Below are 14,972 nucleotides of genomic sequence, written 5' to 3'. Positions count from 1 at the left end.
TACCTCTTATGAGTAAAGTTATAGTACATAGTTTATTTTCTGAATTTGATATAGATCTTTTTAAACTTGGAAAGCACTTCAGGTTATATGAAAAATTTGGTTCTCATATCGTAACGGTGAATGGTGTAAAGGGAACTTATTTTTCTGTGTGGGCTCCTTCAGCCAAATCCGTGTCTGTTATTGGGGATTTTAATTTTTGGAATGAAAATGAACATCAACTCAATGTTCGTTGGGATGCCTCTGGAATTTGGGAAGGTTTTATTCCAGAAGTCGGAAAAGGAAATATTTATAAATATAAAATTCATTCTCATCATAATGGTGTGATTACCGAGAAGGCAGACCCGTATGCACGTAGATATGAGCATCCTCCTAAAACAGCATCAGTAGTCTGGGAAGATTCATATGACTGGAAAGACGCTGAATGGATGAAAAAACGGAAAAAGAACAATGCAATCGATGCTCCTTTTTCTGTTTATGAGGTTCATTTAGGCTCTTGGAAAAGAAAAATAGAAGAAGACAGATCCTTGTCATACTTCGAATTGGCGGATGAATTAGTGGCCTACGTGAAAAAAATGAATTTTACTCATGTAGAGTTAATGCCTATCATGGAATATCCTTATGATCCGTCTTGGGGATATCAGCTTACAGGTTATTTTGCTCCAACATCTAGATTTGGATATCCCGAAGAGTTCAAACTTTTAGTAGACAAACTACATCAAAATGACATTGGGATCCTATTAGATTGGGTACCATCACATTTTCCGGAAGATGGTCACGGTTTAGGCTTTTTCGACGGATCTTGTTTATATGAACATCCTGACAGAAGAAAAGGATATCATCCAGATTGGAAAAGTCTGATATTTAATTACGGACGAAATGAAGTAAAAAGCTTTTTGATAAGTAATGCTATATTTTGGTTAGATCAATATCATGCAGATGGATTACGTGTAGATGCAGTGGCTTCTATGTTATTTCTTGATTATTCCAGAGAAGATGGAGAATGGGAACCAAACATATTTGGTGGAAGAGAAAATCTTGAAGCGATTGATTTCATGAAAGAATTAAATCAAGAGGTTTATAGAAGTTTTCCAGATGTACAAACCATAGCAGAAGAATCTACCTCATTTCCAATGGTATCCAAACCAACTTTTGTAGGAGGATTAGGTTTTGGTATGAAATGGATGATGGGTTGGATGCACGATACATTATTATATATGGGTAAAGAGCCAATTCATAGAAGGCATCATCAGAATGATCTAACGTTTAGTATGACCTATGCTTTTACCGAAAATTTCTTGCTTCCATTATCACATGATGAAGTTGTATATGGAAAAAGGAGTATTATTGGTAGAATGCCTGGTGACGAATGGCAGAAATTTGCCAACCTAAGGCTTTTATATAGCTATATGTTTACGCATCCTGGAACAAATTTGTTATTCATGGGTGCAGAATTTGGACAGCATGACGAATGGAATTTTCAGGGTAGTTTAGACTGGCACTTATTACAATATGATTATCATTCTGGTGTTCAAAACCTTATTACCGATCTAAATAAATTATATAAAGAAAATCCAGCGTTATATGAAAAACAGTTTGATGCGGATGGTTTTGAGTGGATTAGCTATGATGATCATGAAAATTCTGTAATTACCTATGTTAGAAAAGGCCATAATGATAAAGAGGCATTAGTTATAGCCTGTAATTTTACTCCAGTTCCCAGAAAAGATTATCGTATTGGTATATCTATGAAAGGTACTTTAACACAAATTTTTAATAGCGACGATACCAAATATGGAGGAACAGGAAATTTTAAAGCGTCAAAAATAAAAATAGAATCAAAAGACTGGCATTACCGAGATTATTCTGCGGAAATTACAATTCCACCTTTAGGAGCTGTAGTGTTTAAATTTGATAAGTAGAATGGATGTTTGAGTTTCAATATTAAACAATTGTTAACAGAATATTGTTTCAAACGTTTTCGTAAAATATTCTTGATAAATACTCGATAAAACAATTTAATTATTGCGATAGATATTGTTTTTTTACAATACTAATACAGCAAAGAAACCAACTAAGCTATGATTACTAACACCGAATTAGAAATAAAAGGAAATCTATTTCCAGGAAAGATTGTCTCTTTTTCTCAAAATGTAGATAAAATAAATTTCACAACCGAAAATGGAGTAATTCTACAAGTCACCATTTTAAGAGGTAGTGTTATTCGTTTTAGATATGCTACAGATAATAATTTCGAAAAGGACTTTTCCTATGCTATTAGTGAGAAAGGTGTTAGGGGTTATAGTGAGTTAGCCGTGGAAGAATTGGATGATTCTTATAATATTATTACCAAAAAAGTAATCATCAATATTGCTAAATCAAATATCCAAGTTACCATTAGTGATAGAGAAGGTAATGTAATTTGCAAAGATGATTGGGGTTTTCATTGGGAGCAAAGCTACGAGTATGGAGGTAATATTGTGAAAATGAGTAAATCCGCCCCTCAAGGAGAATGTTACTATGGTTTAGGAGATAAACCAATGCATTTAAATTTGAAAGGGAAGCGAATAGAAAATTGGGCTACAGATCAATATGCATTTGGGAAGGATCAAGATCCTTTATATAAAAGTGTTCCTTTTTATATAGGAATGTATGAAGATAGAGCGTATGGAATATTCTTCGATAATTCATTTAAAACTTTCTTCGATTTCTGTAATGAACGTCGCAATGTAACCAGTTTTTGGGCACATGGAGGAGAAATGAACTATTACTTCTTCTATGGTCCTAATATGCAGGATGTAATAACACGTTATACCGATCTTACAGGTAAACCAGAATTACCACCTTTATGGGCTTTGGGATATCACCAATGTAAATGGAGTTATTACCCCGAAAGTAAAGTAAAAGAGATAACTAACAAATTCAGAGAACTAAGAATCCCTTGTGATGCTATCTATCTGGATATCGATTATATGGATGGGTTCAGATGTTTTACCTGGAATAAAGAATATTTTCCGGATCCAAAACGCATGGTAGACGAATTAGCGGAAGATGGTTACAAAACTATTGTTATAATTGATCCAGGGATTAAAATAGATGATCAATATTGGGTATATCAGGAAGCTATGGAAAATGATTATTTCTGTAAACGTGCCGATGGCCCTTACATGAGAGGGAAAGTTTGGCCAGGAGAATGTTACTTTCCAGATTTTACCAACCCAGAAGTAAGAGAGTGGTGGGCAGGTTTGTTCAAAGAATTAATTGACGAAATAGGAATCAAAGGAGTATGGAATGATATGAATGAACCCGCTGTTATGGAGGTTCCAGGAAAGACATTCCCTGATGATGTTCGTCATTTTTATGATGGTAATCCATGTAGCCATAGAAAAGCTCATAACATTTATGGTACTCAGATGGCCAGAGCTACTTATGAAGGAATTAAGCGTTTTGCATACCCAAAAAGGCCTTTCGTTATTACGAGATCAGCATATTCAGGAGCTCAACGATACACTTCGTCATGGACTGGTGATAATGTAGCTACTTGGGAACATCTTTGGATTGCTAATATCCAAGCACAACGTATGAGTATGAGTGGTATGTCTTTTACAGGTAGTGATATTGGTGGTTTTGCAGAACATCCTACTGGAGAATTGTATGCTCGCTGGATACAGCTTGGAGTTTTCCACCCATTTTGTAGAACGCATTCCTCTGGTGATCACGGTAATCAGGAACCTTGGACGTTTGGAGAAGAAGTGATTGATGTTACTAGAAAATATGTAGAATTAAGATATCAATTACTACCGTATTTATATACAATGTTCTGGGAATACGCTGAAGAAGGAATTCCAATGTTGAAATCCTTGGTGCTTTATGATCAAACGGATCCACAAACACATTATAGAACGGATGAATTTGTTTTTGGAAATCAAATTTTAGTATGCCCAGTACAAGAACCAAATGCCAAAGGAAGAAGGCTGTATATTCCGCGAGGAAACTGGTATAACTATTGGACGCGTGAATATGTAAAAGGAGGAATGGAACAATGGGTAGATGCTGATTTGGATACAATTCCTTTGTTTGTAAAAGAAGGAGCAATTATTCCGAAATATCCAATTCAACAATATGTTGGAGAAAAGAAAATTGAAGAATTAAAACTAGAAGTATATTTTAAGCTAGGAAATAAAGAGGTTTCTAAGGTATATGAAGACGCACAAGATGGGTATGATTATACTAAAGGAAGATATAGTTTACGAAGTTTTTCTTTTACTGGTAAAGAAAATGAAATCATTATTCAGCAACATAAGAATGGAACGTATGTTACAGAATATGAAAATATGAATATAGAATTCATCGCGTTACCTTTTACTATAGGAAAAATCGAAATAGATAATGTAGAAGTATCTCTAAGTGATCTTAAGTTTAATAAGAACTCTATTGTTGTTCCTAAAGACTTTACAGAACTTCATATTATTGCGGAATAAGTAGTTTATCGGAATTTATAGTCTTATATAGATTTTTGTGTATAATTAGATAGCTTTTTATTCTAATGGGTGTATTGAATTTTGTAATTTTATATTACAAAAATTATATCTATCCTTACTTATTATGAAAAAAAGAAAAGTAATAGTTGCATTAGGATCTATAGCTCTTTTCCTTTCGTGTGCAACAAATCCATTTACAGGTAAACAAACGTTAGCTTTGGTACCTAACTCCCAGATTCTGCCTGCAGCTTTTGCTCAGTATAATCAGGTATTAGGAGAAAGTAAAGTGGTAAATGGTACTTCAGATTCGGAAATGATCAAACGTGTAGGGCAAAAAATTGCTACAGCTGCGGAGAGATGGCTTAATGCTAATGGACATCAGGGATATTTAAAAGATTATAAATGGGAGTATGCTCTTATTGAAGATGATGCTGTGAATGCATGGGCAATGCCAGGAGGTAAAATAGCATTTTATACAGGAATTTTACCAATTGCAAAAACCGAAACAGGAGTTGCAGCTATTATGGGGCATGAAGTAGTACATGCAATTGCTAATCACGGGCAACAACGTATGAGTGCAGGTCAATTACAGCAAATAGCTGCCGTAGGAACTGCGGTGGCTGTAAGTGGTCAGAACGAACAAACCCAACAAATTGTAGGTCAAGCCTTTGGTTTGGGAAGCCAATTCGGAGTAATGCTTCCGTTTAGCAGAAGTCATGAAACAGAAGCTGATAAAATCGGATTAACATTAATGGCAATAGCAGGATATAATCCTGACGAAGCTGCAGAATTATGGAAGCGTATGAAAGCTAATAGTGGTGGACAAGCACCACCAGAGTTTATGAGTACACATCCATCTAACGATACAAGAATTGCTAATCTTACAGCGTGGGCGCCTGCTGCAAAGGCGGAAGCTAGAAAATTTGGTGTTACCAGTTTTAAATAATTGTAAAATATCCTTTCTTAAAAAGATAATAACTATTTTAGAAGCTGTTCTGGACAAACCAGAGCAGCTTTTTTAATTTTCGCACATGGGAAATAGTTTACCAAAAGGACATAAAAAATTACTAAATGCCTGGGCTTTTTATGATTGGGCAAATTCTGTATACAACTTAACAATTTCATCTGCAGTATTTCCAATTTTTTGGGGAGCACTTACAATCGTACGTGATAATGATGATAATATCATTAGTGATACTGTTACTTTTTTGGGTGTAAACTTTAATAATGATTCACTTATTAGTTATGTAACAGCTTTAGCATTTCTAATTGTATCATTTATAAGTCCTTTTCTTTCTGGTATTGCTGACTATGTAGGGAATAAAAAGAATTTTTTAAAGTTCTTTTGTTATTTAGGGGCACTTTCTTGCATTGGATTATATTGGTTTTCCTTAGAGAATTTATTTTTTGGTTTACTATGCTATCTATTAGCATTAATAGGTTTTTGGGGAAGTATTGTCTTTTATAATTCATATTTGCCAGATATAGCGTTCCCAGAACAACAGGATGCTATAAGTGCTAAAGGATATTCCTTAGGGTATATAGGAAGTGTTATTCTCCTAATAATTAATCTGATCATGATATTAAAATATGATTGGTTTGGTTTTGAAAATGAAGGATTGCCTACAAGGTTATCCTTTTTAATGGTTGGAGTATGGTGGATAGGGTTTAGTCAGTATACGTACTACTATCTCCCAAAAGGGAACAAAAAGGATAAGTTGTCAAAAGATATATTATTTAATGGTTTTAAAGAACTAAAATCTATTTGGCGAGCACTAAAAGATAACATCGAACTTAAACGCTATTTATTTGCATTTTTTGTTTATAGCATGGCTGTTCAGACAATAATGTTAATAGCAACCTATTTCGGAATAGAAGAATTGGATTGGGGAGAGCAAGATGCAACAACAGGACTTATTATTAGCATCCTTCTAATTCAGTTGGTAGCAATTGCAGGGGCTTTTCTTACGTCTAAAGCTTCTGGTAAATACGGGAATATAAAAACATTAATTGTTATAAATATTATATGGATCATCATATGTGTATACGCGTATACGATCACTACGCCTGGTCAATTCTATGTAGCTGCTGCAATAGTAGGATTAATAATGGGTGGAATACAAGCGTTATCAAGATCTACATATTCTAAATTATTACCAGAAAATGCAGTAGATACTGCTTCTTATTTTAGTTTTTATGATGTTTCCGAAAAAATTGGAATTGTTATAGGAATGTTTTCTTATGGACTTGTGGCACAAGTAACCGGGAGTGTACGATATTCAATTCTATTTTTTATTATATTCTTTGTTATTGGAGTGTTTCTTTTATTCAGAGTCCCTCGAAATGAGAAATAATAGTTAGCATACGAACTAAACATTCTTTCATTTGAGGACGTATCAATTTATAAGCTAAGTTACATTTGCAGTATTCTTATTACAGACTCTTAACAAATATTTTAAGTTGTTTTTAAAAATGTCTTAAGAAAAAATATTAACCTATTTATATCGTTATTTAACCAAATAGCAATACTAATATTAGTTCATCTAGGATTCGGGATTTTTATCGAATAATATCAAATTTTCATGTTTTAAAATGATCAAAATATCTGAGGTGTTATGATATTTGGATTAATGTAACCAATAAACCAAACTTTAAGTAAATATAAAATTGATGAAGAAAATAATTTTAATTCTCACGGTTGTACTTCTGGCTTCATGTTCTGCAAGCCAGAAAACGATAATTGCTGCCAAAAAAACATTAAAAGGAGAATGGTCACTTGATAAGATATCATATGATCGTTCTGGAGTTTTTGAGGTTACGCTATACAATGATGCTTCTGCAGAATGTTTAACAGGTGGAATTTGGAAGTTTATCCCAAATAATAATACTGGGATGTATACTGTAAATGAAAATCAATGTACATCTACAGGGGCGAGAAATTTCAGGTTTACAATTCCAGAACCTTCAGAAAATGGTGAATATAGTTTTTTATTCAAACCAATTGATGAAAAGAAAAAAAGCACAAACAATAACAAAGGCTATCGAATGACGCTTAAGCATTTGGATGCCACTACCATGACTTGGACACAGACAGTAAGTCTAGAAGGAAAACCATTTGTTATTACAATGGACTTTAATAAAATACAATAACTCAAATCATAAAGCAATGATAAAAGCAAATTTAAAATTAACTGCAATTGCATTAACCACGCTTATTATTTTAAGTAGTTGTGATGCCGTGCAAAATGCAAATAACACCCAAAAAGGTGCCGTTATCGGAACAACTACTGGAGCAGTACTCGGTGGAGTAATAGGCAATAATGTTGGTAATAAGGAGAATTCCGTTCTAGGAGCTATTATTGGTGGTGTTGTTGGAGGTGTTGCCGGTGGAGTAATCGGAAAGCAGATGGATAAACAAGCTCAGAAAATAGAAGAAGAAATTCCAGGAGCAGAAGTTACTAGAGTAGGAGAAGGCATTGATATTATATTTGATGAAACTAGTGGAGTTTATTTTGATACTAATAAATCAGATATCAATACAAAATCTAAGGAGAACCTAAATAAATTAATAGGTATTTTTAAAGAATATCCGGATACAAACATTATTGTAGATGGGCATACAGATAGTTCTGGTGATGATGCTTATAATTTAGAATTATCTAAAAAGCGTGCCTATGCGGTAACAAACTACCTAATTTCTCAGGGAATTAGTAAAACAAGGTTAACAACCTATTATCATGGAGAAACCTTACCTAAATATGATAACTCAACGGCCGAAGGAAGAGCGAAGAATAGAAGAGTAGAATTTGGAGTAATGGCCAATGACAAAATGATTGAAGACGCTAAACAGAAAGTAGACTAGTACTTTTTACACTAGATATAGAGAATCCCTAACAAGTATTTGTTAGGGATTTTTTCTTTATAAACCTTTTCTTACACTGTATTCCGTGATGTAATTTTCACTATATATGATGTAGTTTAAAGAGTATTATAAGAGGATATTTGTAGGGTACTTTATTCACATAAATTCTTTAAACCTTTACTTTGAAAACACTTCGTTTTATACTATTTGCAATACTACTATCAAGCTGTGGTTCTACAACTAAATTTATAAGAACTGCTAAGATTTCGATGAATGGTGTATGGATCTTAAAAACTATCAATTATGAAACAGATAGCAAGGGAACTTATGAAATAAGTATTCTTGATAACATTCCTTTATCCTGTCTCGAAGATACTAACTGGGAGTTTATAGCTAATAATCATACAGGTAGCTATTCCTTATCAGGATCGACTTGTCTTAAAAAAGGAGTTTTCAATTTTATCTGGTCCATTCCAAATGAATTACAAGGATATACGCATAGTATTTTACTAAAACCTGTAGATAGTAAAATGAAAAGTACTATAAACAATAAAGGGTATCGAATGCAATTATACGAGCTTGACGGAACTAATATGGTTTGGGCGTATGATATGATTGTAGATGGTCAGAAATTTACTGTAAAGCTCAATTTTCAGAAGCAATAGAATTAATTATTACCAACAAATATAAAACTCACATAATGAAATTACAGATGATCAAACACACAAAAAAAATCAGCTTTCTATTTTTATTTATTTTAGTTTTTGGAAGTTGTAAAACTATGAAAAACTCTGAAATAGGAGGATTAATTGGTGCTGCTGGTGGAGCAGTGATTGGAGGAGTAATCGGTAACCAAGTCGATGATACTGAGCTAGGAGCTGTAATAGGAGGTATGGTCGGAGCTACCGTAGGAGGTATTATTGGAAATCAAATGGATCAACAAGCTAAAAAAATTGAAGAAGAAATGCCTAGTGTAGTGGTACAACGAGTAGAAGAGGATATTAATATCGTGTTTGACGAAGAAAGTGGTGTTTACTTCGAAACAAATAAGCATGATTTGAATACATCATCCAAGGAAACAATCCATAAATTAGCTAGCATCTTAAAAGAATATCCATATTCTAATATCTTAATAGAAGGACATACAGATAATGTAGGTAAAGAAGAATCTAATTTTGTGTTATCAAAACATCGAGCACATTCCGTAAAAGAATACTTAGTAGAACAAGGGATTGATGAACAACGATTTACAGTAAGATACTATGGTGAATCTCAACCCAAATATGATAACACTACAGTAGAAGGTAAATCAAAAAACAGAAGAGTAGAAGTAACAATTTCACCTAATGAAGAGCTACGTAGACAAGCTGTTGCTCAAATAAAAGAGTAACATATTGTAATCTAGAATAATAAATCCCGACTGATAGTTCGGGATTTTTTTATGCTCAAAATTTGTGTATCTTCAATCAATGATTCATAATTCACACATAGTAATTATAGGAGGCGGTTTGGCTGGATTAACGAGCGCTATTCACTTAGCTAAGATGCAAATACCCGTTACTTTAATTGAGAAAGAAACCTATCCTAAGCACAAAGTATGTGGAGAATACATTTCTAATGAAGTCGTTCCGTATTTGGATTTTTTAGGTATTAAATTGAAAGATCTAGAGATAGTTGGCATTTCACAGTTACAGATATCTACCAAAAACGGGAAATTGATTAAAAGTAAATTGCCTTTAGGAGGTTTTGGAGTAAGTAGATATCGTTTGGATCATCATTTATGGATAACTGCTAAAAAATTAGGAGTTCAACTTATAAATGATCAGGTAATAAATGTAGATTTTCAAAGACACACATTTCTTGTTCATACTTCTAATAATGGAATATTTTATACGGATTATGTAATAGGAGCTTATGGAAAACGATCAATATTAGATAAAAATTTACATCGTGATTTCAGTCAAAGAAAATCTCCATGGTTGGCAGTAAAAGCACATTATGTTTCAAAATTTGATTCAGATACTGTAGCGTTACATAATTTTGAAGGTGGTTATTGTGGTTTGTCGGTAGTGGAGAATAAGGCGGTGAATGCTTGTTATTTAGTGAATTATGAAAGTTTTAAAAAGCATAAAGACATAGTGAGTTTTGAAAAAAATATTCTTTATGAGAATCCCTATTTGAAAGACTTTTTTGAAAATTCTGAAATGCTCTTTAGAAAACATATAACAATAAGTCAAATTAATTTTGATCCCAAAAAGCCTGTAGAAAAAGGCGTCTTTATGATTGGAGATGCTGCTGGGTTGATTCATCCATTATGTGGTAACGGAATGGCTATGGCGATCCAAAGTGCCAAGGTTTTATGTGATTTATTTGTAGCAAATCATGCCTCTATACAGTATAGCAGACAAGAGATGGAACTAATGTATGCCAAAGAATGGAATAAAGCATTTTCTAAAAGATTGTATGCTGGAAGAGTACTACAAAAGGTATTATTGCATAACGGATTTCAGCAAATAGCTCAAAAAGTAGCTAAAACCATTCCTGCTATAGTACCAGAAATTATCAAACAAACACACGGAAAACCATTAGTATGCTCATAGATCTTACATATAGAAGTAATGAACCAGAGCTTATGGATAATCCAGAAGTTAATGAAAAAGATCTTTCTGTAGCTTTGGAGGATATCGCTAAAGTAAATAAAATGTTAGGTGGTAATGCTATCACTATAGATGCAGTATTAGAGATTATTAAAAAGAAGAATATACCATCAAAGGAGTATGTTATAATGGATCTTGGTTGTGGTGATGGAGAAATGTTAAGGAAGTTGGCTAACATCTTAAAAAAGAATGATATAAATGCCAGATTAATTGGTGTGGATAATCATGATAAATGTCTAGTACAAGCAAGAAATTTAAGTGGTTCTAATACAGATATTAAATATTACAAAGAAGATATATTAACCTTGAATAAAGGAGAATTTTCTTGCGATATTATTATTTGCACACTGACATTGCATCATTTTACAGATAAGGATATTAAGAAAGTAATTAGTAAAGGACTGGAGTTAGCCTCTGAAACAGTTATTATTAATGATATCCATAGAACTCGGTTATCTTATTATTTATTCAAGCTATTTAGTTTTTTCTTTATAAAAGGGTATATAGCAAAAAATGATGGTTTGGTATCAATAAAAAGAGGTTTTAAAAGAAGGGAATTACTACGTTTTGCCAAGGATCTTGGTTTAAAACAGCATCGATTAGATTGGAAATGGGCTTTTAGATATCGATGGATTATTAATCAGTAAAAAAAGGGAATATTGAACGTAAAAATAACATCAGTCGCTAAGCAATTACCAGCGTATGTTAGAGAAACGAAAGAGATTTTACCATATGTATCTCAATGGTTAACAGGACAGGAAGAAAGATTTAAGCGCAAAGTGCTTAAGATTTTCGAAAATGCTGCTGTTGATAAACGATATGGAATTATGAGTATTGAAGAAGTCTTTACTGCTAGCTCATTCGAAGAAAAGAATGATATCTATATCCGAGAAATAAAGAAACTAGGGGAGTCTGCTCTTAAAAAAGCGTTAGATAAGGCAAGTTGGGATCCTACTTCCTTAGATTACATTATCACAGTGAGTTGTACAGGTATTATGATACCTTCTTTAGATGCATATTTAATAAATACATTAAATCTTAGGCAAGATATTGTTAGGCTGCCTGTTACAGAAATGGGATGTGCAGCTGGAGTTTCTGGTATTATCTATGCGAGAAACTTTTTAAAAGCTAATCCTAATAAAAGAGCTGCAGTAATCGCTGTAGAATCTCCAACAGCAACCTTTCAACATACTGATTATAGTATGGTAAACATTGTAAGTTCTGCTATTTTTGGTGATGGTGCTGCATGTGTGTTACTTTCTTCAGAAGAAGATGTCGAAGGCCCTACTATTATCGCAGATGAAATGTATCACTTTTATGACGCGACCTCTATGATGGGTTTTAAATTGACTAATCATGGTTTACAAATGGTATTGGATAAGGAAGTTCCGGAGAAGATAGCAACTCACTTTCCAGATATTATACATCCTTTTCTCAAAAAGAATAATAAGTCAATTGAAGAGGTTGATTATTTAATTTTTCATCCAGGAGGGAAAAAGATCGTCCAAACGGTAGAAACCCTTTTCGGAGACTTGGGTAAAAACATTGATGATACCAAAGAAGTATTAAAACAATACGGAAATATGAGTAGCGCTACAGTATTGTATGTTTTAGAACGATTTATGGATAGAAAGCCTACCTCTGGAGAAACAGGTCTTATGCTAAGTTTTGGTCCTGGTTTTTCTGCGCAAAGAGTATTGTTGGAATGGTAATAGGTAATAAGATAATGATTGTATATAGTTTAAATCATAAAGAAATTTAAAATGAAAAATGTCTGTTTATATATTTTATTCATCACCTTTACAGCATCAGCCTGTTCTGGTGATGATGTTCGCTCAAATATAGATGATCCAACTCCAGAACCTCAAAATGCAGATGTAACTAATGTAACTGTAACAGGAGAGGCGGGTAGTTATACATTTAGCGTAGAAATTAGAAGTCCAGATCTGGGATGTAACCAATATGCAGATTGGTGGGAAGTTATTTCAGAAGATGGAACATTAGTATATAGAAGGATTTTGGCCCATAGTCACGTAAATGAACAACCATTTACTAGATCCGGAGGACCTGTAGCAATAACACCGGATCAAATAGTATATGTTCGAGCTCATATGAATAATAACGGATATGGTACTATAGTTTATAAGGGTAGCATAGCTAATGGCTTTACTCAGGATACATTAGATGCGTCTTTTGCAAATCAATTAGCATCAGAAGAACCATTGCCTAATAACTGTGCATTTTAAAATAATATCATTTGACTTCAGAACAAATTATAGAAAAGCTACCGTATCAATCTCCATTTTTATTTGTGGATGAGCTTAGTAAAGTACACGAAGATGGAATAGAAGGGTACTATACATTAAAAAAAGATGAATATTTCTATAAAGGACACTTTAAGGAGCATCCTGTAACACCAGGAGTAATCCTTACCGAAATTATGGCTCAGATAGGAGTTGTTTGTTTGGGAATTTATCTATTTAAAGAAACTATTTCTGAAGACGCAATGGGAGTTGCTATGAGTAGTAATACTATTGACTTTTATAAACCAGTATTTCCTGGTGAAAAGGTATTTGTGGTTTCTAAAAAGGATTATTTTAGGTTTAACAAATTAAAATGTACGGTACAAATGTTTAATGCTGAGCGCAAACTTGTGGCAAAAGGAAGTATCTCTGGAATGATGAAACCAGTTTCTTTATGAATAAAAGAGTTGTAATTACAGGTTTAGGAGTGGTTTCACCAAATGGAACGAACGTTTCAGAATTTAATAGGTCTATAAAAAATGGTGTTTCTGGAATACGACATATTGACAACTTAAAAGAACTAAATTTTTCCTGTCAAATAGCTGGAAAACCATTATATAAAAAAGATTGCTTAAACAATTACTTTAACTCTATACAATTAAGAGGATTGAATGCTTCAGGATTGGAATATGGAGTAATAGCGGGTATAGATGCTTGGAAAAATGCTGGTTTATCTCTAAATGACAAAGAAGATGATCCAATTTGGGATGCAGGTGTCATTTTTGGAACCGGTATTTTAGGTGTTGATAAATTTAGAGATGCGATTTATAAAGTTGATGAGGGTAAAGTTCGGCGTTTAGGAAGTACGACAGTCATACAAACTATGGCCAGTGGTATTAGTGCTTTTTTAGGTGGTATGATCGGTTGTGGAAATATTACTACGACTAATTCTTCTGCTTGTAGTACGGGAACGGAAGCCATTTTAATGGCGTATGAACGAATTATATCTGGAAAAGCAGAAATTATATTAGCAGGAAGCACCAGTGATAGTGGTCCTTATGTTTGGGGAGGATTTGATGCGATGAGAATTCTGCCTCATAAATACAATGAGAATCCTACAGAAGCATCTAGACCCATGAGTGCCTCTGCAAGTGGCTTTGTACCAGGAAGTGGAGCAGGAGCGTTAGTAGTAGAGAGTTTGGAAAGTGCACAAAATAGAGGTGCTACCATTTACGCAGAAATTCTTGGAGGACATATCAATAGTGGAGGACAGCGAAATGGAGGCAGTATGACCGCGCCAAACAGCAAGGCAGTACGGCATTGTATTCAACAAGCAATCATCAATGCTAATATTCATGCAGATGATATTGATTTGATTAATGGTCATCTCACAGCTACCACCAAAGATGCTACCGAAATTATGAATTGGTGCGAAGCATTAAACAGAAGAGGGAAGGACTTTCCGTTTATCAATTCTTTAAAAAGTTTGGTAGGACATTGTCTTGCTGCTTCAGGGAGTATTGAAAGTGTGGCTACTGTACTTCAGGTATATGAAGACTTTGTTTTCGGAAATATAAATTGCGAAGATTTACATCCAGAAATCGAGGTTTTAGTAGATCCTACACGAATCCCTACTAAAACGGTATCAAAACCTATAAATATTGCAGCAAAAGCCAGTTTTGGATTTGGTGATGTAAATGCTTGTATTATCTTTAAAAAATATTCATAAGAA

14 protein-coding genes are annotated in these 14,972 nt (G+C 33.6%); all 14 read left to right on the top strand.

The window, feature by feature from the left end; translation table 11 throughout:
• The first annotated feature begins 8 nt into the window (after window positions 1–8).
• Window positions 9–1,919, top strand: a complete 1,911-nt coding sequence (glgB, locus tag Q1B37_RS06400) for a 1,4-alpha-glucan branching protein GlgB (RefSeq protein ID WP_299896842.1) — start codon at window positions 9–11, stop codon at window positions 1,917–1,919.
• Window positions 1,920–2,078: 159 nt separating this feature from the next.
• Window positions 2,079–4,478, top strand: a complete 2,400-nt coding sequence (locus Q1B37_RS06395; protein ID WP_299896840.1) for a glycoside hydrolase family 31 protein — start codon at window positions 2,079–2,081, stop codon at window positions 4,476–4,478.
• Window positions 4,479–4,602: 124 nt separating this feature from the next.
• Window positions 4,603–5,424: a M48 family metallopeptidase gene (locus Q1B37_RS06390; protein ID WP_299601325.1), complete on the top strand. Its 822-nt coding sequence runs from the start codon at window positions 4,603–4,605 to the stop codon at window positions 5,422–5,424.
• 85 nt (window positions 5,425–5,509) lie between these two features.
• On the top strand, window positions 5,510–6,832 hold the full coding sequence (locus Q1B37_RS06385) for an MFS transporter (protein WP_299896837.1): 1,323 nt from the start codon (window positions 5,510–5,512) through the stop codon (window positions 6,830–6,832).
• A gap of 316 nt (window positions 6,833–7,148) precedes the next feature.
• A complete protein-coding gene (locus tag Q1B37_RS06380) occupies window positions 7,149–7,628 on the top strand; it encodes a lipocalin family protein (RefSeq protein ID WP_299601330.1) in 480 nt (159 codons plus the stop codon).
• A gap of 16 nt (window positions 7,629–7,644) precedes the next feature.
• Window positions 7,645–8,340, top strand: a complete 696-nt coding sequence (locus tag Q1B37_RS06375) for an OmpA family protein (protein WP_299601332.1) — start codon at window positions 7,645–7,647, stop codon at window positions 8,338–8,340.
• Window positions 8,341–8,522: 182 nt separating this feature from the next.
• Window positions 8,523–9,005, top strand: a complete 483-nt coding sequence (locus tag Q1B37_RS06370) for a lipocalin family protein (RefSeq protein ID WP_299896834.1) — start codon at window positions 8,523–8,525, stop codon at window positions 9,003–9,005.
• Between the two features lie 116 nt (window positions 9,006–9,121).
• Window positions 9,122–9,730: an OmpA family protein gene (locus Q1B37_RS06365; RefSeq protein WP_299601336.1), complete on the top strand. Its 609-nt coding sequence runs from the start codon at window positions 9,122–9,124 to the stop codon at window positions 9,728–9,730.
• A 79-nt stretch (window positions 9,731–9,809) separates the two neighbouring features.
• A complete protein-coding gene (locus Q1B37_RS06360) occupies window positions 9,810–10,940 on the top strand; it encodes an NAD(P)/FAD-dependent oxidoreductase (RefSeq protein ID WP_299896831.1) in 1,131 nt (376 codons plus the stop codon).
• Window positions 10,931–11,644 (top strand): methyltransferase domain-containing protein, encoded by a 714-nt coding sequence (locus Q1B37_RS06355; protein WP_299896828.1) that lies wholly within the window; start codon window positions 10,931–10,933, stop codon window positions 11,642–11,644. Before Q1B37_RS06360 ends, Q1B37_RS06355 begins: the two co-directional genes overlap by 10 nt.
• Before the next feature lie 12 nt (window positions 11,645–11,656).
• Entirely contained in the window at window positions 11,657–12,709 is a 1,053-nt protein-coding gene (locus tag Q1B37_RS06350) for a type III polyketide synthase (protein WP_299896825.1), read from the top strand.
• 51 nt (window positions 12,710–12,760) lie between these two features.
• Window positions 12,761–13,243, top strand: coding sequence for a hypothetical protein (locus Q1B37_RS06345; protein ID WP_299896822.1), 483 nt, complete (start codon window positions 12,761–12,763; stop codon window positions 13,241–13,243).
• 11 nt (window positions 13,244–13,254) lie between these two features.
• Window positions 13,255–13,698: a 3-hydroxyacyl-ACP dehydratase FabZ family protein gene (locus Q1B37_RS06340; protein WP_299896820.1), complete on the top strand. Its 444-nt coding sequence runs from the start codon at window positions 13,255–13,257 to the stop codon at window positions 13,696–13,698.
• On the top strand, window positions 13,695–14,969 hold the full coding sequence (locus Q1B37_RS06335) for a beta-ketoacyl synthase (RefSeq protein WP_299896817.1): 1,275 nt from the start codon (window positions 13,695–13,697) through the stop codon (window positions 14,967–14,969). Before Q1B37_RS06340 ends, Q1B37_RS06335 begins: the two co-directional genes overlap by 4 nt.
• Window positions 14,970–14,972: the final 3 nt, after the last annotated feature.

The organism is uncultured Aquimarina sp. (genome assembly GCF_947492965.1).
Classification (GTDB): Bacteria; Bacteroidota; Bacteroidia; order Flavobacteriales; family Flavobacteriaceae; genus Aquimarina.
This window is presented reverse-complemented; position numbering and strand designations above follow the sequence as displayed.